Origin of the sequence: Streptomyces sp. NPDC048416, from assembly GCF_043200435.1 — a bacterium.
In the GTDB taxonomy this organism is placed as follows: domain Bacteria; phylum Actinomycetota; class Actinomycetes; order Streptomycetales; family Streptomycetaceae; genus Streptomyces.
Genome location: NZ_JBICXU010000026.1, coordinates 55,705 through 75,626, shown reverse-complemented (window position 1 = coordinate 75,626; position 19,922 = coordinate 55,705). Strand labels below are relative to the sequence as shown.

The 19,922-nt window shown below is 72.3% G+C and carries 17 protein-coding genes; 9 read left to right on the top strand and 8 right to left on the bottom strand.

The window, feature by feature from the left end:
* Positions 1-20: 20 nt before the first annotated feature.
* The gene (locus ACGFW5_RS26995) at positions 21-1,313 is read right to left on the bottom strand and encodes a GAF domain-containing protein (protein WP_393836875.1); all 1,293 of its coding nucleotides are present in this window, start codon (positions 1,311-1,313) and stop codon (positions 21-23) included.
* Between the two features lie 288 nt (positions 1,314-1,601).
* Positions 1,602-3,239: an acyl-CoA dehydrogenase family protein gene (locus ACGFW5_RS26990; protein WP_393836874.1), complete on the bottom strand. Its 1,638-nt coding sequence runs from the start codon at positions 3,237-3,239 to the stop codon at positions 1,602-1,604.
* A 17-nt stretch (positions 3,240-3,256) separates the two neighbouring features.
* Between ACGFW5_RS26990 and ACGFW5_RS26985 the strand changes: the two genes are divergently transcribed.
* Positions 3,257-4,435 carry a YihY/virulence factor BrkB family protein gene (locus tag ACGFW5_RS26985; protein WP_393836873.1) on the top strand — a complete coding sequence of 393 codons (1,179 nt, stop codon included), beginning with the start codon at positions 3,257-3,259 and terminating at the stop codon, positions 4,433-4,435.
* Between the two features lie 101 nt (positions 4,436-4,536).
* Here the strand turns inward: ACGFW5_RS26985 and ACGFW5_RS26980 are convergent, their stop codons facing one another.
* On the bottom strand, positions 4,537-5,715 hold the full coding sequence (locus ACGFW5_RS26980) for a cytochrome P450 (RefSeq protein ID WP_393836872.1): 1,179 nt from the start codon (positions 5,713-5,715) through the stop codon (positions 4,537-4,539).
* 220 nt (positions 5,716-5,935) lie between these two features.
* Between ACGFW5_RS26980 and ACGFW5_RS26975 the strand changes: the two genes are divergently transcribed.
* On the top strand, positions 5,936-6,268 hold the full coding sequence (locus ACGFW5_RS26975; RefSeq protein WP_393836871.1) for a hypothetical protein: 333 nt from the start codon (positions 5,936-5,938) through the stop codon (positions 6,266-6,268).
* An 83-nt stretch (positions 6,269-6,351) separates the two neighbouring features.
* Here ACGFW5_RS26975 and ACGFW5_RS26970 read toward each other — a convergent pair whose 3' ends face one another.
* Positions 6,352-7,545: a PP2C family protein-serine/threonine phosphatase gene (locus ACGFW5_RS26970; RefSeq protein WP_393836870.1), complete on the bottom strand. Its 1,194-nt coding sequence runs from the start codon at positions 7,543-7,545 to the stop codon at positions 6,352-6,354.
* Entirely contained in the window at positions 7,542-9,155 is a 1,614-nt protein-coding gene (locus ACGFW5_RS26965; protein ID WP_393836869.1) for an ATP-binding protein, read from the bottom strand. Before ACGFW5_RS26965 ends, ACGFW5_RS26970 begins: the two co-directional genes overlap by 4 nt.
* Before the next feature lie 109 nt (positions 9,156-9,264).
* Here ACGFW5_RS26965 and ACGFW5_RS26960 point away from each other — a divergent pair, with 109 nt between their 5' ends.
* The 7 genes from ACGFW5_RS26960 (at position 9,265) to asnB (ending at position 17,512) form a co-directional block, all read left to right on the top strand.
* On the top strand, positions 9,265-10,038 hold the full coding sequence (locus ACGFW5_RS26960; protein WP_393836868.1) for a response regulator: 774 nt from the start codon (positions 9,265-9,267) through the stop codon (positions 10,036-10,038).
* A 216-nt stretch (positions 10,039-10,254) separates the two neighbouring features.
* A complete protein-coding gene (locus tag ACGFW5_RS26955) occupies positions 10,255-10,680 on the top strand; it encodes an ATP-binding protein (RefSeq protein ID WP_393836867.1) in 426 nt (141 codons plus the stop codon).
* A gap of 187 nt (positions 10,681-10,867) precedes the next feature.
* Positions 10,868-11,104: a hypothetical protein gene (locus ACGFW5_RS26950; protein ID WP_393836866.1), complete on the top strand. Its 237-nt coding sequence runs from the start codon at positions 10,868-10,870 to the stop codon at positions 11,102-11,104.
* A 61-nt stretch (positions 11,105-11,165) separates the two neighbouring features.
* Complete coding sequence (rsgA, locus tag ACGFW5_RS26945) at positions 11,166-12,281, top strand: ribosome small subunit-dependent GTPase A (RefSeq protein ID WP_393836865.1); 1,116 nt, start codon at positions 11,166-11,168, stop codon at positions 12,279-12,281.
* Between the two features lie 684 nt (positions 12,282-12,965).
* Positions 12,966-14,342, top strand: coding sequence for a bifunctional transcriptional activator/DNA repair enzyme AdaA (locus ACGFW5_RS26940; protein ID WP_393836912.1), 1,377 nt, complete (start codon positions 12,966-12,968; stop codon positions 14,340-14,342).
* 42 nt (positions 14,343-14,384) lie between these two features.
* Positions 14,385-15,485 carry a calcium:proton antiporter gene (locus ACGFW5_RS26935; protein ID WP_393836864.1) on the top strand — a complete coding sequence of 367 codons (1,101 nt, stop codon included), beginning with the start codon at positions 14,385-14,387 and terminating at the stop codon, positions 15,483-15,485.
* A gap of 185 nt (positions 15,486-15,670) precedes the next feature.
* Positions 15,671-17,512, top strand: coding sequence for an asparagine synthase (glutamine-hydrolyzing) (gene asnB / locus ACGFW5_RS26930; RefSeq protein ID WP_393836863.1), 1,842 nt, complete (start codon positions 15,671-15,673; stop codon positions 17,510-17,512).
* Here the strand turns inward: asnB and ACGFW5_RS26925 are convergent.
* The 3 genes from ACGFW5_RS26925 to ACGFW5_RS26915 all read right to left on the bottom strand — a co-directional run bounded on the left by ACGFW5_RS26925 (position 17,499) and on the right by ACGFW5_RS26915 (position 19,526).
* Positions 17,499-17,903, bottom strand: a complete 405-nt coding sequence (locus ACGFW5_RS26925; protein ID WP_393836862.1) for a PPOX class F420-dependent oxidoreductase — start codon at positions 17,901-17,903, stop codon at positions 17,499-17,501. The two genes, asnB and ACGFW5_RS26925, sit on opposite strands and share 14 nt — an antisense overlap.
* A 73-nt stretch (positions 17,904-17,976) precedes the next feature.
* On the bottom strand, positions 17,977-18,459 hold the full coding sequence (locus tag ACGFW5_RS26920) for a DUF456 domain-containing protein (protein WP_393836861.1): 483 nt from the start codon (positions 18,457-18,459) through the stop codon (positions 17,977-17,979).
* Positions 18,460-18,545: 86 nt separating this feature from the next.
* Positions 18,546-19,526 carry a helix-turn-helix domain-containing protein gene (locus ACGFW5_RS26915; RefSeq protein WP_393836911.1) on the bottom strand — a complete coding sequence of 327 codons (981 nt, stop codon included), beginning with the start codon at positions 19,524-19,526 and terminating at the stop codon, positions 18,546-18,548.
* Between the last annotated feature and the right edge of the window lie 396 nt (positions 19,527-19,922).

Sequence of the window (19,922 nt, the reverse complement as noted above, 5' to 3'; positions counted from 1 at the left end):
ATCGCGGCCTCCACCGCAGGTCAGGTACGCCCGTCCCGGGCCCTGACGACGGTGGGCGACGAGGAGTGGGCGAGCAGGTCCGCCGGATGGTCCGGCCGGATCACCTCCACGCTCACGTTGTCGCCGAAACGGTAGGGGCGATGGGCCAGCACCTCCGCGAGCCTGCGGCGCAGCCGCGACATCTCGGCCCGCACCGTCACCGTGCGCGTCGGGTCCCCGAAGATGTCCTGCGCGAGCTGCGCGGCGCTGCGGCCCTCGGGGTGCAGCGCGAGGACGAACAACAGCTCGGCGTGGCGCGGGCTGAGCTCCTGCGCCCAGCTGCCGGCGTCGCCCGTGACGGTCACCGGGCAGCGCCGTGGCCGGCTCAGGTCGAGCACGACCCGCAGCTGCGACGCGGCCGATGCGCCGCCCGCGTCGTCGGCGACCTGGACGAGCCTGCCCCCGGGCAGTGGTCCGACCGTGCACATCCCGAGCGAGGGAAGCCACACGCGGCCGCCACGGAGCGTTCCGGGCAGCGCGAGCCGGTCGATGGGCGGCATGCCGGTGACCGCGGCCACCCACCCGTTGGCGTCGACGGCCAGCGCGCGCCCGCCGACCCGGCAGAGCACGGGGGCGGCCGCCGTGCGCAGCCGTTCGAGGGCGGCGTGGTGCCGGTCGCGCAGCTCGGCCGCGGCGAGCCGGGCCACCGAGGTCACGAAGGACAGCGTGGCCGGGTGCAGGGTGGCGAGCGGGCCGCTGATGTCCACCACCCCGATCAGCCGCCCGTCGCGCGGATCGACCACGGGCGCGCCCGCACAGGTCCAGGCGTGATGGGCGGCGACGAAGTGCTCGGCCGAGAACACCTGAACCGGCCGGCCCGTCACGAGCGGGGTGCCCACCCCGTTGGTCCCCACGGCCGGCTCGCTCCAGTCGGCGCCCACCTCGAAGCCCAGGGCGTCGGCCAGTTTCAGGACGGCGGGATGGCCCTCGCGCCACAGCAGCCGCCCCTCGGCGTCCGAGACGACCATGATGTGCTGCGCGGCGTCGGCGACCGACACCAGGGCGTCCCTGAGGACCGGCAGGGCCTGCGTCAACGGCGAGTGCCGCCTGCGCCGTTCGACCTCGGCGGCCGGCAGCAGCCCCGGGTGGCTGTCGCCGTCCGGATCGAGCCCGCTGCGCAGCGCCCGCCGCCACGACTCCCCGATCTCCGTACGCGGCACGACCTCGGGGCGCCGCCCCGCGAGCGCGGCCGCACGCATGCCCTTCAGGAGCCGGGCCGCTTCCCGCGCGTCCATGGCGGCCAGCCGGCCCACGTCGAGGGGGTTGGTCTGCACGCGGTCCTCCTGGGTCGTCCCCTGCGACGCCGGGGCCCGGCGTCGGCGCCCGGGCGTCCTCAACTCATCCTGTCCGCCCGGTGGTTGACGTGCCGCCGCCTTCCTCGTTCGCCGCCCGGTTGCAACCCTGTGCAACTCTCGCGGCCGGTCCCACGGGTGGACGAAGGTGAGCATGCACCGGTTGGCCGGTCGTCATGCTCCCTCCCCGGAGGCATGGGCGCGCGGGGGTGGCGCCGTGTCGGCGCGGCACCACCCCCGTCGGGCCGCCCGGCCCACCGGCTCCCGCCCTCACACCTCGGCGCGCGCCCGCTCCACCACGGACGCCAGATCCAGCGAGTGCGGCAGCGTCCCGAACGCCGCCCCCCAGTCGCCGCCCAGCCGCGAGGCACAGAACGCGTCCGCGACTTCGGACGGCGCCCAGCGCACCAGCAGCGACCCCTGGAGCACCAGCGCCATGCGCTCCACCAGACGCCGCGCCCGCGCCTCGATGCCGTCCAGATCGGCGAGTTCGGTCAGCAGGTCCTTGATGGCCCCGTCCAGGCGGTGGTCCGCGCCGCGCGCCTTGCCGACCTCCTGGAGGAAGGCGTTGAGCGCGTGCGGCTCGCGCTGGAGCGCCCGCAGCACGTCCAGGGCCTGGACGTTGCCCGAGCCCTCCCAGATCGAGTTCAGCGGGGCCTCCCGCAGCAGCCGCGGCATCCCCGACTCCTCGACGTACCCGTTGCCGCCGAGACATTCCAGGGCCTCGCCCGCCACCGGCGTACACCGCTTGGTGACCCAGTACTTGGCGGCCGGCACCGCGAGCCGCAGGAACGCCCGCTCCTCGGCGTCGTCCGGGGCGTCATAGGCGGCCGCAAGGCGCAGCGCCAGCGTGGTGGCGGCCTCCGACTCCAGGGCGAGATCGGCCAGCACGTTGCGCATCAGCGGCTTCTCGACGAGCAGCCCGCCGAACGCCCTGCGGTACGAGGCGTGATGGACCGCCTGCGCCACCGCCTGCCGCATGATCGCCGCCGAGCCGATCACACAGTCGAGCCGGGTCGCCGCCACCATCTCGATGATGGTGCGCACCCCGCGCCCCTCCTCGCCGACCCGGCGCGCCCACGTGCCGTCGAACTCGACCTCGCTGGAGGCGTTCGACCTGTTGCCCAGCTTGTCCTTGAGACGCTGGATCGCGAACGTGTTGCGCGTGCCGTCGGCCAGGACCCGGGGCACCAGGAAGCAGGTGAGGCCCCCGGGAGCCTGCGCGAGGACGAGGAACCCGTCGCTCATCGGCGCCGAGCAGAACCACTTGTGCCCGCTCAGCACGTACTCGCCGTCGGCGCCGAGCGGCACGGCCGACGTCGTGTTCGCCCGTACGTCGCTGCCGCCCTGCTTCTCCGTCATGCCCATGCCGAAGATGACGCCGGCCTTCTCGGCGGCGGGCCGCAGCCCCTCCTCGTACACATGGGAGGTGAGCCGCGGCTTCCACTCGGCGGCGAGCGCCGGGTCGGTGCGCAGCGCGGGAACCGCCGCGTGCGTCATGGAGACCGGGCATCCGTGCCCGCCCTCCGCCTGCGTCCACACCAGGAATCCGGCCGCGCGCCGCACATGCCCGGCGGGCCGCCCCCAGGCGTCGGTGAGCCCCGAGGTCACCGCCTTGCCGAGCAGCCGGTGCCAGCTGGGATGGAACTCGACCTCGTCGATCCGGTTGCCGTAGCGGTCGTGGGTGCGCAGCTTCGGCGGATTGTCGTTGGCCAGCACACCCCACTCCTGCGCCTGGGCCGATCCCGCGCTCCTGCCGAGGCCCGCCAGCTCCTCGCGTACCTCATCGACGAGCTCCGGCGCGGTGTGCCGCTCGACGGCCTCGCTGAGGACCCGGTCGGCACTGAAGACGTCGTACCCCACCAGGGGCGGGGCCTGGTTGGTCACTGTGTGGGTGGTGGCTGCCATGCCGATACGGTAAGGACGTGCAGCCAGCAAATGAAACACCCGAGCGGACTTCCGGCCGCCTTCATCGGGCCCGCGTCGTCTACCGCAACGTCTCGAAGCGGAAATTGGGCTGGCTGCTCCTCAAGGACACCGTCAACTCCTGCGTCGAATACCGCATCCTGGGCCTGGCCGCCGAGGCCGCGTTCTTCACGCTGCTCTCCCTGCCCCCGCTGCTGCTCAGCGTCATCGCGCTGCTCGGCTACGTGGACGGCTGGACCAGCACCCACACCGTCGCCAGCATCGAGCAGAACATCCTCAACGCGGCCGGAACGGTCCTGTCCGACCGGGGGGTCCACGAGTTCGCCCAGCCGCTCCTCGAAGACGTCACCAAGGGCAAGCGCCCCGACATCGTCTCCATCGGCTTCGCCATCGCCCTGTGGTCGGGCTCGCGCGCGGTGAACGTCTTCATCGACACCATCACCGTGATGTACGGACTCGACGGGCAGCGCGGCATCGTCAAGACCCGGCTGCTCTCGCTGCTCCTGTACATCGTGGCGCTCCTGATCGGCGCGGTCGTGCTCCCCCTCGCGGTGGTCGGCCCCGACCGGGTGGTGGAGCTGGTCCCGTGGGGCACGGACGTGATCAGTTTCCTGTACTGGCCCACGATGATCCTGCTGTCGATCGCCTTCCTGACCACCCTCTTCCACGTCTCGGTCCCGGTCCGCTCGCCGTGGATCGAGGACGTGCCGGGTGCGCTCGTGGCCCTCGCGATGTGGGTGCTCGGCTCGTTCCTGCTGCGGATCTACCTGACCAGCACGGTCGAGGGCCCCACCATCTACGGCTCGCTCGCGGCGCCCATCGCGGTGCTGCTGTGGATCGGCATCTCGGCGTTCGCCGTGCTGGTGGGGGCGGCCGTCAACGCGGCCATCGACCGGGTGTGGCCGTCGGTGGCCACGGCCGCGGCGCGCGCCGCGGCCGACCGGGTGCGGGCCGCGCAGGCCGCCCAGCTGCTCCTCGCCCGCTCGCATCCCATCCAGCAGACGCTCTTCGGCCCGCCGGACGACGACCCCGAGGACGACCTGGAGGACGTCTACGACCCCGGGATGCCGTCGGAGTTCCCCGAACGCTGGTCGAAGTTCCTGCCTCCGGACGACGTGAAGTCCCGTCTGCACACCCCGAAGAAGCACGAGGAGAGGCCCCCGCGCGACGCCGAATGAGGGGGCGGGGACGGCGGGGCCGCTTCGGCGGGAGGGCCGCCGCGACCGGCCGTGCGCCCCGGCGGCGCGCTCCAGTGGGAGGAATTTCGGCCAACACTCGGCTACGTCATGACGGGAAGCGACGTCAGGGCGCGCAGGAGACGGGCGCGTCGCCATTGCAGCCGGTCGGGCGGTGCGGCGAGTCGGATGCCGGGGAACCGCGTCAGTACCGCTCGCAGGGCGATCTCCGCCTCGGCCATGGCCAGGGGGGCGCCGACACAGCGGTGGATGCCGTGGCCGAAGGCGAGATGGCCTGCGGCATCCCGGTCCAGGTCGAGCAGGTCCGGTGAGGGGAAGCGCTCCGGGTCGCGGTTGGCCGCTCCCAGGGCGACCAGGACCGGGGCCCCCGCCGGGATGTCCGTACCGCCGAGGGTGAGGGCCTGCGTGGTGTAGCGGAAGGTCGCCGTGCCGACGGGGGAGTCGAAGCGAAGCAGCTCGTCCAGGACCCGCGGCACATCCCCGGGATCGCGTCGCAGGCGGTCGAGTTCCGCGGGGTGCCGGAGCAGGGCAAGGGCGGCGTTGCCGAGGAAGTTGGTGGTGGTCTCGTGCCCGGCCACGAGGAGCAGCACCGCGAGGGAGACCAGCTCGGCCTCGCTCAGGCGGTCGTCGCCGTCGCGCGCCATGATGAGTCGGTCGAGGAGCGAGTCACCGGCGTTCAGGCGCTTCGCCGCGATCAGGCCCGTCATGCAGTCGGCCAAGGAGTGCGAGGCCGCGTCGATGACGTCGGGTCTGCCCGCCGCGAACAGCTCCCCGGACCAGCGCCGGACATCCGGCCGGTCACTCTCGGGGACCCCGAGCAGTTCGCAGATCACGATGACCGGCAGGGGGACCGCGAGGCCGGCCACGAAGTCGGTCCGCTCGCCGACGGGCCACTGGTCCAACAGCTCGTCGGTGACCCGCTCGATGAACGGACGCAGCCGCGCGACCGCCCTCGTCGTGAACGCCTTGGTCACCAGCCTTCGCAGCCTGGTGTGCCGGGGCGGATCGGCGGCCAGCATGGTGTGCGCCACCGCCGGATGCAGACGGCGTCGCGACTCCTTGCCCGCGAAGAACGCGGCCGTGTCCTTCGAGAGCCGGTCATCGGCGAGAGCTTCCCTGGCCTGCGCGTAGCCCGTGATCACGTAACCGGCGGGCCCGCCGGAGGCACTGGATACGGGCTGCACGGGGCACACCGAGCGCATGGCCGCGTACACGGGGTAGGGGTTCTGGAGGAAGCCGGGGTCCTGAGTCGGGTCGGTCATGCTGTCAGGCTCCAGCCGGGTCGAGTCGCGTCAAGTCGGGTCGGGTCGGGTCGAGGCGAGGCAGATCGGGTCGGGTCGGATCGGGCGGTTTTGGGACAAGCCGCCCCGCTCGGGAACTCCTCGTAAGGTTGCGGGGGTTGACCGCCTGGAGAGCCGGGTACCGGACGGCCCGGGACACGGGCGTTCGTCCCTCACGGAGAGTACGGAGAGTAGGACAGGAATGACGTACGAGCAGCCGTTGCAGGAGCCGGGCGAAGAGGCGAAGGGCCCCACGCAGGCGGAGCGGGCCGGGCGTCAGGCCGTTCGCCGTCAGGCGCAGGGGATGGGGCACCACGAAGCCGTCCACGCGTTCCGCGCGCTGGCGGCGGCCCCGGACAGCCCCTCGGAGGACGAGGCGGACGAGGGGGACGGCCCGGCCGCAACGACGGACGGCGGTCGCCGCCTTGCCGAACTCGCCGAGTGGGAGCGCATCGTGGAGCAGCTGTCCCTCCACGCGGGCACGTACGACATCGAATCGGATCCGTACGTCCAGGGAGAGCGCGCGGCGCACTGAGGGGCCTCGCCGCGTGCGGGGCCGGGCAGGTGCGCCGGTCGGCCGTGTGCGAGTCCCGGACGGCGTCCGTCGTGTCCGTCGGCTCAGCCGCTGCCCCAGTCCAGGCGGAGCACGGCGAGGTCGTCGGAGTGCCGTCCCGCGTTGAGCGCGTGGGTCTTCTTGATGAGGCGGTCCAGGTGGGCCGCCGGGTCCGCGGGCAGGAGCTGGTCGATCAGATCGAGCAGCCCCTCGACCCCGAGGCGGCCGTCCTCGGTGCCGTTGTGGCCTTCGGTGAGGCCGTCGGTGTACAGGGTCAGCGCCCCGGAGTCCGGCAGTGGGATCACCGTGGCGGGCCAGCTGCGCAGCTCGGGCGCGATACCCAGGGCGATCCCGTGGGCGGCGGCCACCTGACGGGTGCCCGCCGCCGTGGTGAGCAGGGGCTCGTGGTGGCCGGCCAGGTGAAGTGTGGCGGTGCGGGCCTTGTCGTCGAGGGTGAGCAGGGCGCAGGTGGCGAAGAGGGTGTGGCTGCCCCGTTCGGCGATCAGGATGCGTTCCATGAGGTGCAGGAGGTCGGGCCCGCGGTGCCCGCCGAGGACCAGGGAGCGCCAGGCGATGCGCAGGCAGACGCCGAGAGCGGCGGCGTCGGGACCGTGGCCGCTGACGTCGCCCACGACGGCCCGCAGCAGTCCGTCGTCGCCTTCCACCACGTCGAGGAAGTCCCCGCCGAGCAGCGCGAGTTCACCGCCGGGCAGATAGCGGGAGGTGACGCGGACGGTGGAGGTTTCCAGGATCGGATCGGGCAGCAGTCCCCGCTCAAGGCGGGCGTTCTCCTCGGCGCGCAGGCGGGCGGCCTGCGCTTCGGCGCCCGCGCGTTCGGTCTGGCTGCGGTAGACGGCGTACCGCACGGTGCGGTGCAGCAGGTCCGCCTCGACCTTGCCCTTGACCAGGTAGTCCTGGGCGCCGGCCGCCATGGCGTCGGTGCCCGCCCGGGCCTCGGACAGACCGGTCAGGACGATCACCGCGGTGTGCGGGGCGAGCGAGCGGACGGCGGCGACCGCGGCGGTGCCCGACACGTCCGGCAGGTGCAGATCGAGCAGGATGCAGTCGAGAGGGGCCACGGCCAGGTCGGCGCGCGCCTCGGCCAGGCTGGCCCGCGTGGTGAGCTCGAACCGCAGCCCCGTGTCATGGAGCAGCTCTTCGACCAGCAGGGCGTCGCCCTCGTCGTCCTCGATCAGAAGGACGCGGTAGACCGGCTCCGCCGGTCTCGCGCCGGGGCTGCTCGTCAGCGCTGTGGTCATGACGTCGGCTCCACGTGCTCGGGGAGGGGGACTTGCGGCGTCGTGGAGAGGTCGTCGCTGCCCGGCGGCGGCGCGCAGGCGAGAGTGAACGTGATGCGGGTGCCGCCGCTGTACTCCGAGTCGACGGAGATGGTGCCGCCGTGGAACTCGACGATCTTCTTGCACATCGCGAGACCGATGCCGCTGCCGCTGTAGACGTCCCTGGTGTGCAGCCGCTGGAAGATCACGAAGACCTTCTCCGCGTACTCGGGCGCGATGCCGATGCCGTCGTCGGTGACCGTGAACTGCCACAGCGTGTCCTGCTGGGCCGCCGTCACGTGGATGTGCGGCGCCTGCCCGGGGCGGCGGAACTTGACGGCGTTACCGATCAGGTTCTGCCACAGCATGCCCATCTGGGTGGGATCGGCGACCAGGGTCGGCAGCTCGTCGTGCGTGATCACCGCCCCCGCCTCCTCGATGCCGATGCTCAGCGCCGACAGGGTGTGCTCCATCACGGCGTCGAGGTCGACGCTCTGGTGGGTGTGGTGGACCCGGCCCACGCGGGAGAAGTCGAGCAGGTCGTTGATGAGTACCTGCATGCGGTTCGCACCGTCGACCGCGAAGGCGATGTACTGGTCGGCCTTGTCGTCCAACTGGCCCGCGTAGCGGCGCTGGAGCAGCTGGGTGAAGCTGGAGACCTTGCGCAGGGGCTCTTGCAGATCGTGCGAGGCCACGTAGGCGAACTGCTCCAACTCGGCGTTGGAACGTTCGAGATCCGCGGTCTTCGCGTCGAGCAGCCGGCGGGCCTCCTCGCTGACCTCCAGCTCGCGCACCAGGCGTTGGCGCATGGAGTCGATCTCCCCGCTGAGCCGCCTCAGGTCGGCGGGGCCGGTCGCGGTGATGGGGCGGGTGAAGTCGCCGCCGGAGATGGTGCGGGCGTCGGTGCCGAGCTGGTCGAGCGGCCTGGTGATGCCCCGGCGCAGCGCTTCGAAGGCCAGTCCCGCCAGAGCCACGATGACCAGGGCGATGGCGGTGAAGATCCAGTTCCGCAGCCGCATCGTGGCCGTCAGGTCCCTTCGGGACGTGGCCTGCTCGGCGCGCAGCCGTCCCTGCTGCTGGTCCAGGGCGGTCCGCAGGTGGTCGAAGGCCGTCTTGCCCTCCGCGGCGCGCTCGGTGGCCAGAGGGGAGGGCGACCCGGACGGTGACGCGGCGATCGGGCGGGCGATCCTCGTCTGCCATGTCTCCACCGCGTCCCGCACGGTGCGCAGATCGGCGAGGGCGCCGGTGTCGGCCCGCAGGAGGTGAGCGAGGCGTGCGGTGTCGGCTGTCTGCTCGGTGATCCCCTGGTGGTAGGGCTTGAGGAATTCCGCGTTGCCGGTGAGTCCGTAGCCGCGGATGCCGGTCTCCTGGTCGAGCAGCGCCGACTCCAGGTGGAGGGATGTGCTCAAGGCCTGCGACTTCACGTCCAGCAGATCGTCGCTGAGGGAGGCGGTCCGCCCCAGGACCCAGGCCCCGGTCGCGCCCAGCAGTGCCAGGACCGCCAGCGACGCGGCCACTCCCGCACGCAACCAGTGCAGGGTCGTCCATCTGGAGAACGCCTGCGTACGCGGCGGTGTCTCATCGCCGGTCATCTGTGAACCCCTCTACCTCTGCCGCTTCGAATCCGCGTCGCGCATACTGTAGAGGCCTCTCGACAACAAGTGTTGTCGAGGGGTCGGTTCGGGGCCTAGAGTGCCCGGTATGCCTGGCAAGAACTTCGTACTGCGGGATCTGCCGCAGGAGACGGCCAAAGCCACGGACGTGGCGGTCGACGACCTTGCGCGGCGTATCGCCGAAGAGCTGCTGGAAACCTCCGCGTTCGTGGAAGCGGGCGATTCGGCGCCCGCACTGGCTCTCCTGCACGTACTCGTCCAGCTTCAGCAGTCCGCCGAACGACTCCAGCGGTCCGCCGCCGAAGGCGCGGCACGTACAGGTGCCGGATACCCCCAGATCGGCGAAGCAAGCGGCATGACCCGACAGGGCGCCCGGCGCCGTTGGCCGGGCCTGTTCCACCACTCCCATGAAGCACTTACGGAGCAATCGATGTCTACCCCGCCCGCCCGTCCCCTCGACGTTCTGCTCGTCGAGGACGACATCGCCGACGCCATGCTCATCGAAGAGGCGCTGTCCGAGCGCGGGGCACGCAACCTCGTCCGGGTCACCGATGGAGTCGCCGCCCTGGAACACCTGCGCGCCCCGGACAGCGTGCGTCCCGACCTCATCGTGCTCGACCTCAACATGCCGCGCATGAACGGCCGGGAACTGCTCCGGGTCCTCAAGGCCGACGAGGACCTTCAGACCATCCCCGTCGTCGTCCTCACCACGTCCTCCGCCCCCGACGACGTCACCGGCGCGTACAGCAGCCACGCCAACGCCTATGTGACCAAGCCCGTCAACCTGGCGGAGTTCGAGCGAGCCGTCCAGAGCATCGACTCCTTCTACCTGGAGACCGCCACCCGGCCGCCGCACGCCTGAGCCGCGGCGTCACCGGCACCACCCATGCGGGATGCCCGTCCGCGTCCCCTCTCTGACGGGTGACGGGCGCATCCCGCATTGATGGTGCCGGGCGAGGAATGTGTGCGCGTTGCGGGGGTAAGCGCGCAACGTTACTGGTGGCGCTTCGGCAGTGAGGCGGACTGCGTGGAACTGGCTGGGCAGGATGAGGATCAGCGGCCTCGTGTGGGTCGCGGGATGACGGCTTCGGCCGTGTTCGAGGGGAGCGAGGGCATCGCGGAGGCCCGGGCCATGGCCCGGGATTTCCTCGCGTCGTTGCAGGCCGTGCACGGGGTGCCGGTGTGGGCGCGGGCGATGGGCATGGTCCAGCTGGTGGTGAGCGAGCTGGTGACCAACGCCCGTAAGTACGCGCCGGGGCCGTGTTCACTGACGCTGGCCGTCCATGACGGGGCGGTGGAAGTGACGGTGTGGGACAGCAGCACGACGCTGCCGCTGGTCCTGGCGCCCGACCCGGCGAGGGTCGGTCAGCACGGCCTGGAGATCGTCATGGCGGTGTGCCGCAGCTTCGAGGTGCACCGCGAGCCGGTCGGCAAACGCATCAAGGCGTCCATCGCCCTGGCGGACGACCCGGGCGGCGAGGTGGCCGGCCGCCAGCTGGCGTGACGGGACGGACAGGCCCGGGTCAACGAGCCGCATCCTGAGCGGAGTTGACCAAGCCGGGCGGCGCCGCGGCACCCTGGCCCCGGTCCGTGGCGCATGGCGCGTGACCGGGTCAAACGGATGCGGACAGACGCAGACGCCGCGTACGGACGGGACACGGAAGCCGTAGTGACGGAAGCCGTATTAATCGGTGGCGCCGCGCATCGGGGCGGGCCTATGGTTCTGCTCATCCGCCGCTCCTGAGCGGAGGATCCGACGCGATGGGCTCGTCAAGCTCATCGAGTTCGTCGAGCTCGTCGAGTTCGTCGAGAAGCGGCCGAGCAGAAGCAGGAAGAAACAGGGGGTGGGGACATTGATGACGCTCACGGTGACGGGCACTGCCCGCGTTCAGCAGTTCATCGTCCGCACTTCTGTGGTCTCCGGCTGACACCCACTCGATCCGCGCGCCTGGAGCGCGCCGCCGGGGCCACCCTTGTGAAGGGTTCCCCTTGTCTTCGACGTTCCTCCTTTCGTCCAACACCTCCACCTCCTCGCGCCCGCTCGCCGCATACGGCTGGGACGAGGACTGGGCCGCCGAGTTCGCCCCGTACGCCGAGCAGGGCCTGGTGCCCGGCCGGGTCGTACGTGTCGACCGTGGCCAGTGCGACGTGGTGACCGCGACCGGCACGCTGCGTGCGGACACCGCGTTCGTCACCCCGCACGATCCGATGCGGGTCATCTGCACCGGGGACTGGGCCGCCGTGGAGCCGGCCGGTGACCCCCGGTTCGTCCGGGCGTACCTGCCGCGCCGCGCCGCGTTCGTGCGCAGCACCTCCTCCAAGCGGTCCGAGGCGCAGATCCTCGCCGCCAACGTCGACCACGCGATCATCGCGGTGTCGCTGGCCGGCGAACTCGACCTCGGCCGCATCGAACGATTTCTGGCCCTGGCCTGGGAGTCGGGCGCCCAGCCGGTCGTCGTACTCACCAAAGCCGACCTGGTGCCGGACCCGGTCGGGCTCTCCTACCTCGTCCAGGACGCCGAGGCAGCCGCGCCCGGCGTCCTGGTCCTGCCCGTCAGCGCGACCACCGGCGAGGGCATCGAGATCCTGGGCGCGGTCGTGGCCGACGGCACCAGTGTGCTGCTCGGGCAGTCCGGCGCAGGCAAGTCCACGCTCGCCAACGCGCTGCTCGGCGAGGAGGTGATGGCGGTGCAGGCGGCCCGCGAGGTGGACGGCAAGGGCCGCCACACGACGACCACCCGCAACCTCCTGGTACTGCCCGGGGGCGGCGTCCTCATCGACACGCCCGGACTGCGTGGCGTCGGCCTGTACGACGCGGAGTCGGGCGTGGGACAGACCTTCTCCGAGATCGAGGAACTGGCCGCCGACTGCCGCTTCCACGACTGCGCGCACCTCGCCGAGCCGGGGTGCGCGGTGCTGGCCGCGCTGGAGGACGGCTCGCTCGCCGAACGCCGCCTGGACAGCTACCGCAAGCTGCTGCGCGAGAACCAGCGCATCGTGGCGAAGACGGACGCGCGGCTGCGGGCGGAGCTGCGGCGCGACTGGAAGGCGAAGGGGGCGGAGGGACGGGCGAATGGGGCGGCCAAGCGGGGTCGCTTGCGCTGAGCAGGGGGGGGGCGTGCAGCCGCCCGAGTGCGGGGGCCGCGCATGCCGTTTGCGCCCCCTCGACGGGCCGGTTGTCGCCTGCGGGCCGTGGGGGCTCGTTGCGCAGTTCCCCGCGCCCCTGGAAACCCGTTTTCGACCGCGGGTCGTGGGGGGTTGGTTGCGCAGTTCCCCGCGCCCCTTGAGGGGCTGGTTGTCGGCCGCGGGTTGTGGTCGCTTTTCGCGCAGTTCCTCGCCCCCCTGGAAGCCCGTTTTCGACCGCGGGTCGTGGGGGGCTGGTCGCGCAGTTCCTCGCGCCCCTGAAACCCGCCTTCGTCTGCCGACCGTGGTCGCTTTTCGCGCAGTTCCCCGCGCCCCTGGCAGGGTCGGTGCTGGCCAGGTCGAGCATCTTCAGCCTGTCCGGCGATTGAGGACGAGCGCCGTTCAGGCGCGTACGGGGGTGCAGGGGGCGGAGCCCCCGCGTGGGGTCTGGGGCGGAGCCCCAGGGGTCAGCCGGTTCAACCCCGCTGCGCGGGCGGGTGGGTGGGAAAACCCCCGGGGTCTGGGGCGCAGCCCCAGGGAGCTGCACCCTCAAGTAGCCGCACGGGCGGGCGGGTGGGAAAACCCCCAGGGGCACCCCCCCCGCGAGGCCCACGTCCGAAACCCGCCAGCCACCCCGCAGGCAAGGCCCCCACACTGGACACCGTGATGGACCCAGAGGTGCAGTACGAGGCAGTCAGCAGCAGGGACGCCCGTTTCGACGGGGAGTTCTTCTTCGCCGTGGCGACGACCGGCATCTACTGCCGCCCGAGCTGCCCGGCCGTCACCCCCCGCCGCAAAAACGTCCGGTTCTACCCGAGCGCCGCCGCCGCCCAGGGCAACGGCTTTCGCGCATGCCGCCGCTGCCGCCCCGACGCCGCCCCCGGTTCCGCCGCGTGGAACGCGCGGGCCGACGTCGTGGGCCGCGCCATGCGCATGATCGGGGACGGCGTGGTGGACCGCGAGGGCGTGCCCGGCCTCGCGGCCCGGCTCGGCTACAGCACCCGCCAGGTGCAGCGCCAGCTCACCGCGGAGGTGGGCGCGGGCCCGGTCGCGCTCGCCAGGGCCCAGCGCGCCCACACGGCACGGGTCCTGCTCCAGACCACCCCGCTGCCGGTCACCGAGATCGCCTTCGCCGCCGGGTTCGCCAGCGTGCGCCAGTTCAACGACACCATCCGGCAGATCTACGCCCGTACGCCCAGCGCCCTGCGCGACGAGGCCGGTACCCGGGCCTCCAGGTCCGGCCGCCCCGCGACGGCCGCCGGGATCGCGCTGCGGCTCGCCCACCGGGGCCCGTACGCGGTGAAGGAGACCTTCGACCTGCTGGCCGAAGAGGCCGTCGAGCACGTCGAGGAGGTCACGGGCGGGCCGGGCGGCCGCACCTACCGCCGTACGCTGCGGCTGCCCCACGGCACCGCGGTCGTGGCCGTCGACGAGGCCGTGCCCGCGCACACCACGGCCCGCCAGGGCTGGCTGGAGGCGCGGATCAACCTCACGGACCTGCGTGACCTCACCACCGCCGTACAGCGCCTGCGCCGCCTGTTCGACCTGGACGCCGACCCGTACGCCGTCGACGAACGGCTCGGCGCCGACCCCCGGCTGGCCCCGCTCGTCGCGCGGACCCCGGGCCTTCGCTCCCCGGGCGCGGCCGACCCCGAGGAGTGCGCGGTGCGGGCGCTGGCCGGACGGGACCTGGCGGCCACCCTCGTCGAGACGTACGGCAAACGCCTCGACGTGCCGTGCGGCACCCTCACCCACCTGTTCCCCGAGCCCGCGCCGCTGGCCGCCCACCCCGACCCGCAGCTCGCCGCCCTGGCGACCGCGCTCGCCGACACCACCCTGCGTCTGGATGCCGGAGCCGACCGCGACGAGGCCGAACGGGTCCTGCGTACGCTGCCCGGCATGGACGGGGCGACCGTCGCGGTGATCCGCACCCGGGCGCTCGGCGACCCGGACGTGGGGGCGGCGGCCGGCGAGGACGCCTGGCGCCCCTGGCGCTCCTACGCCCGGCGCCACCTCGCGCTCCACGCCGCCCGGGAGCGGTAGCCCGACGGGCGGGTCCCGGCCACTTCTGCGAACGTCGAAGGCATGATCCGTCTCGCGCGCCTGCCCCTTGACCGCTGGTCGGCGGTGCTGCCGCTGCTCGCCATCGTGCTGCTCGCGCTGACCTGGGGGCGCTCCCTGCCCGCCGGGCTCGTCGCGCTGGTCGCCTGCTTCCTGGCCGGTGCGGTGCTGGCGGCGGTGCACCACGCCGAAGTGGTCGCCCACCGGGTGGGCGAACCCTTCGGGTCGCTGGTGCTCGCGGTCGCGGTGACGGTGATCGAGGTCGCGCTGATCGTCACCCTGATGTCGGACGGGGGCGACAAGAGCGCGTCGCTGGCCCGTGACACCGTCTTCGCCGCCGTGATGATCACCTGCAACGGCATCGTCGGGGTGTGCCTCCTGGTCGGCGCGGTGCGCCGCCGGTTCGCCGTGTTCAACGCCGAGGGCACCGTCACGGCGTTCGCCACGGTCACCACGCTCGCCGGCCTCAGCCTCGCCCTGCCGACGTTCACCACCAGCAAACCGGGCCCGGAATTCTCGCCCGCCCAGCTGATCTTCGCCGCGATCGCCTCGGTCCTCCTGTACGGGCTCTTCGTCGCCACCCAGACCGTGCGCCACCGTGACTACTTCCTGCCGGTGACCCAGCAGGGCGAGGTGATGCGGGACGACGCCCACGCCAACCCGCCCTCCGCGCGCACCGCCTGGACCAGCGTCGCCCTGCTCGGGGTGGCGCTCGTCGCGGTCGTGGGCCTGGCCAAGGGCGTCTCGCCCACCATCGAGCGGGGCGTGGCCGCGGCCGGGCTTCCCGCCTCGGTCGTGGGCGTCGTGATCGCGCTGCTCGTGCTGCTGCCCGAGACCATCGCCGCGGTGCGGGCCGCCCGCCGCGACCGCGTACAGACCAGTCTGAACCTGGCGCTCGGCTCGGCGATGGCCAGTATCGGGCTCACGATTCCGGCCGTCGCGCTCGCCACGATCTGGCTGTCGGGGCCGCTGGTGCTCGGCCTCGGCGCCAGCCACATGGTGCTGCTCGCGCTGACCGTCGCGGTGGGGATCCTCACCGTCGTGCCGGGCCGCGCCACGTTGATGCAGGGCGGCGTGCACCTCTCGCTGTTCGCCGCGTACATCGTGCTCGCGGTCAGTCCGTAACCCCTGGCGCCCTCGCCGGACGTTCCCGGCCGGACAAGCGATGTTTTCAAGTCACGTGCGCCATGGGCGTATTGACGAGCTGCCCTGTCGCGTCACAGGATCGAAAGGAAGGTAGTTGCTCAATACATCCGATTCGGCCGGTGGCACGTCCCCCCTCCGGCCGGAGAGGCGAAGCAGGAGGCACCATGTGTGGCATCACCGGCTGGATCTCCTTCGACCGTGAACTGCGCGCCGAGCGGGACACCCTGGACGCGATGACCGAGACGATGGACTGCCGCGGTCCCGACGACCGCGGTGTCTGGGCCGAGGGGCCGGCCGCCCTCGGCCACCGCAGGCTCGCGATCATCGACCTTCCGGGCGGGCGCCAGCCCATGACCGTCGAAGCCGGCGGCACGACCGTCGCCCTCGTCTACTCCGGCGAGGCCTACAACTTCACCGAACTCAAGGCCGAACTCACCGCACGCGGACACCGGTTCACCACCGACTCCGACACCGAGGTCGTGCTGCACGGCTACCTCGAATGGGGCGAGGCCGTCGCCGAACGCCTCAACGGCATGTACGCCTTCGCGATCTGGGACGCACGCGTCCAGCGTCTCGTCATGATCCGCGACCGCATGGGCATCAAGCCCTTCTACTACTACGAGACCGCCGACGGCGTGCTCTTCGGCTCCGAGCCCAAGGCGATCCTCGCCAACCCGCTGGCCCGGCGCTCGGTCTCGCTCGACGGCCTGCGCGAGCTGTTCACCTTCGTCAAGACGCCCGGCCACGCGGTGTGGGACGGCATGAAGGAGGTCGAGCCCGGCACCGTCGTCACCGTCGACCGCGGCGGCCTGCGCACCCACACGTACTGGTCCCTCGAAACCCGCCCGCACGACGACGACCGCGCCACCAGCATCGCCCACGTCCGCGAACTGCTCGACGACATCGTGCGGCGCCAGCTCGTCGCCGACGTGCCGCGCTGCATGCTGCTCTCCGGCGGCCTCGACTCCTCGGCGCTCACCGCGATAGCCGCCCGCCAGCTCGGCGAGGTGGACGAGAAGGTACGCAGCTTCGCGGTCGACTTCGTCGGCCAGACCGAGAACTTCGTCGCCGACGACCTCCGCGCCACCCCCGACACGCCCTACGTCCACGACGTGGCCCGCACGTCCGGCACCGTCCACCAGGACATCGTCCTGGACGCGCAGGCGCTCGCCGACCCCGCGGTGCGGGCCAAGGTCATCCGCGCCCGCGACATCCCCATGGGCTTCGGCGACATGGACGCCTCGCTCTATCTGCTGTTCAAGGCGATACGCGAACACTCCACGGTCGCCCTGTCCGGCGAGTCCGCTGACGAGGTGTTCGGCGGCTACAAGCAGTTCTTCGACGAGGACGCCCGGGCCGCCGACACCTTCCCCTGGCTCGTCAAGTTCGCCGAGCAGTTCGGCGACGACTCGGGCCTGCTGCGCCCCGACCTGACCGCCGCGCTGAACGTGCCCGCCTACGTCAAGGACTCCTACGACACCGCCGTCGCCGGCATCCAACGCCTCGACGGCGAAAGCGACTTCGAGTACCGGATGCGCAAGATCTGCCACCTCCACCTGACCCGCTTCGTGCGCGTCCTGCTCGACCGCAAGGACCGCGCGAGCATGGCCGTCGGGCTCGAAGTGCGGGTGCCGTTCTGCGACCACCGTCTCGTCGAGTACGTCTACAACGCGCCCTGGTCGGTGAAGTCCTTCGACGGCCGCGAGAAGAGCCTGCTGCGCGAGGCGACCAAGGACGTCATCCCGCAGTCGGTGTACGACCGGGTCAAGAGCCCCTACCCCTCCACGCAGGACCCGAAGTACGCCACCGCTCTCCAGGGCCACGCCAAGGACCTGCTCGCACAGCCCTCCCACCCGGTCTTCGACCTCATCGACAGGAACGGGCTGCGCCGGGCCGCCGAGGTGAGCGCCCCGCAGATCCACCAGGCCTCGCGCCGGGGTCTGGAGCGCTCCCTCGACCTCGCGATCTGGCTCGACCTGTACAAGCCCGAGATCAAGTTGGCCTGACCGGCGCCCAGTTGGGGTCCTGGTTCTCCTCCAGGCCCCAGCTGTGGATCCTCTCCGGGTGGACGCGGATGAGCTCTTCGCTGAAGTGCGGACCCAACTCGTGCGGCCCGGTGAGGAGTTCGGCCCTCCCGCGGATCTCCACGCCGCGCACCTTCCACGGCCGTACGCTCACCACGTCGTCGACCACCAGGGCGGCCCTCGGGTTGCCCTGGAGGTTGCGCCACTTCTTCGTGGTGCCGAGGGCGTGTCCGCCGATGAGGATCGTCCCGTCGTCCTGCGGGAAGAACCCGACGGGGTTGGCCTGCGGCTGGCCCTTGGCGTCCACGGTGGCGAGCCTGCCGAGGCGCTGGCTCCTGAGGTAGGCACGCTCGGCCTCGCTGAATCCGGTCATGGGCCCACCCTCACACGCCCGGCGCCGCCCCGTCACCGGCACGCGGACCCGGCCCCGGCGAGGCGCGCCCCGGTCATCCCCGGACGACCGCGCCCACCCAGGCGCCCGTCACCAGGAGGCAGGCGAAGAGCTCGGCCATCACCGAGTAGCCGCCCGCGCGCAGGATCGTACGGGCCGAGGCCCAGCCGCCCCCGTGGCTGCCGAGCCGCGCCCGCTCCGCGCCGTACAGGCCACCGAGGAACCCGGCGATCCCGCCCACCACGGGCAGGACGAAGAACCCCGCGACAGCGGCCGCGCCCGCCGTCAGCACGGACCGCCTGGACGCCCCGGCCGCCTTGAAACGACGGGCCGGCAGGAGGGGACGCAGAGCCTGATTGGCCAGGAGTACGCCGGTGGCCCCCGCCAGTACGGCCCAGGCGAGCCCGGTGGTGTCCTCCAGTGCCCACCACGTCACGGCGGCCCACACGATCGCCGGCCCCGGGACGCCGGGGACCAGCACGCCGCACAGGCCCATCAGCATCACCGTGCCGACCGCGAGGAGCTGCCACACGCCCATCTGCCCAGGGTGCGGGAATCGGCCGGGTCCCGCAGTTCAGCGGGTCCCGTGCGCACGTGGCGGTGACCATCCGTGCCCGGCCGTGATCAGCGGGCGACCCAGCCGCGCTCGTAGGCGTGCCAGCCCAACTGGAGCCTGGTGGTCACCCCGGTCAGCTCCATCAGGCCCTTGACCCGGCGCTGCACGGTGCGCAGGCCGAGTTCCAGCTGCTTGGCGGCGCTGGCGTCCGTCATCCCGGCGAGCAGCAGCGAAAGGATCTCCAGATCGGTCGCGTCGGGGCCCGGGCCCTCCTCGACGACGCCGCGTCCCCCGCCGCCGAGCCGCAGCGGCACCGCGTCCCGCCACACCGCCTCGAACAGGCCCATCAGGGATTCGAGCAGCCCGCTCGCGTGCACCACGAGCGCGGCCGGCTCGGCGTCCCGGCCGGTCAGCGGCACCATCGCGAGGCTGCGGTCCGCGACGACGAGCTTGGTCGGCACCCGCTCCACCGTGCGCACCTGCTCGTCGCGGCTCAGGGCGGCGGACAGCTCGGCGATCCCGGCGGGCAGCGAAAGCACCTCGCGCTCGATCACCACCCGGTAGGCCACCCCGCGGGCCGAGGCGCGCTCCTCGGACTCGTTGTCCTTGCCGGTGACCGCGACCGGCCTGCCCGTCACCAGCGCGCACACCTCGTCCGTCGCGCCACGTTGCAGCTGGTGGAAGCGGTGGGTGACGGCGCTCGCCCCGGTCACCACCTCGACGAGGTCGTGCACGGCCGGCTCGGCGGCCTCGGCCCGGTACTCCGTGGCGAGCAGCGCCGCGGCGAGCTCCGCCTGGTCCAGCTCGTGCCGCTGCTGGGTGAGCAGCGCGCCCAGCGCGACGCCGGGCGGGGCCGCGACCCAGCGTCCGGTGCGGGCGGAGGACTGGGCGGCCAGGCCCCGGCGCTCCAGACGGCGCAGCGCGCGCTCGGTCTCGCTCTCGGGCAGCGCGAGCCGGTGCGCGAGGTCCGCAACCTCGGCCGCGCCCACCGCGACCAGCGCGCGATACGCCGTCTCCTGCGTCTCGTCGAGACCTATCGCTCCCAGCACCACGGACCGCCTCCCTCAGAGCCTGGGCCTGGGCGCCGTGGCGGGAAACCGCCTCGGCGCAGACCCGCCGCGCAACATCATCCCCGTATCCGACGCCGCTCTGCCACGGTCGATCCACCGCAGCCCCAACAGCCGCCGGACGCAGGGCAGGTACGCGCCGTGACGCGGCGTCCTTCGTCCCGGATTTCCCTGAGGAAAGCGATGCGCCCCGAACTGACCGACGCCAAGGGCAACTCGGTCATCCGGGCCGTGGTGAGCGCGTACTCGGTGCGCTGGCCACGTGAAAGGTCCGCCCGGTGTCCCTCCCGTGGGGGGTGGGGTCGCCCGGCGGACTTTCGTATGCCCTTGCAACGCTTGTCCGTTGAGCACATTTTCCCGATGCCCCGTTTTCGTATG

Excerpts from the sequence above, each read along its gene's own strand:
- ACGFW5_RS26990 (WP_393836874.1), bottom strand. The coding sequence starts at position 3,239 with ATGGCAGCCACCACCCACACAGTGACCAACCAGGCCCCGCCCCTGGTG.
- ACGFW5_RS26965 (WP_393836869.1), bottom strand. The coding sequence starts at position 9,155 with ATGACCGGCGATGAGACACCGCCGCGTACGCAGGCGTTCTCCAGATGG.
- ACGFW5_RS26920 (WP_393836861.1), bottom strand. The coding sequence starts at position 18,459 with ATGGGCGTGTGGCAGCTCCTCGCGGTCGGCACGGTGATGCTGATGGGC.
- ACGFW5_RS26980 (WP_393836872.1), bottom strand. The coding sequence starts at position 5,715 with ATGACCGACCCGACTCAGGACCCCGGCTTCCTCCAGAACCCCTACCCC.
- ACGFW5_RS26935 (WP_393836864.1), top strand. The coding sequence starts at position 14,385 with ATGATCCGTCTCGCGCGCCTGCCCCTTGACCGCTGGTCGGCGGTGCTG.
- ACGFW5_RS26975 (WP_393836871.1), top strand. The coding sequence starts at position 5,936 with ATGACGTACGAGCAGCCGTTGCAGGAGCCGGGCGAAGAGGCGAAGGGC.
- ACGFW5_RS26925 (WP_393836862.1), bottom strand. The coding sequence starts at position 17,903 with ATGACCGGATTCAGCGAGGCCGAGCGTGCCTACCTCAGGAGCCAGCGC.
- ACGFW5_RS26970 (WP_393836870.1), bottom strand. The coding sequence starts at position 7,545 with ATGACCACAGCGCTGACGAGCAGCCCCGGCGCGAGACCGGCGGAGCCG.
- asnB (WP_393836863.1), top strand. The coding sequence starts at position 15,671 with ATGTGTGGCATCACCGGCTGGATCTCCTTCGACCGTGAACTGCGCGCC.
- ACGFW5_RS26960 (WP_393836868.1), top strand. The coding sequence starts at position 9,265 with ATGCCTGGCAAGAACTTCGTACTGCGGGATCTGCCGCAGGAGACGGCC.
- ACGFW5_RS26940 (WP_393836912.1), top strand. The coding sequence starts at position 12,966 with ATGGACCCAGAGGTGCAGTACGAGGCAGTCAGCAGCAGGGACGCCCGT.
- ACGFW5_RS26955 (WP_393836867.1), top strand. The coding sequence starts at position 10,255 with ATGACGGCTTCGGCCGTGTTCGAGGGGAGCGAGGGCATCGCGGAGGCC.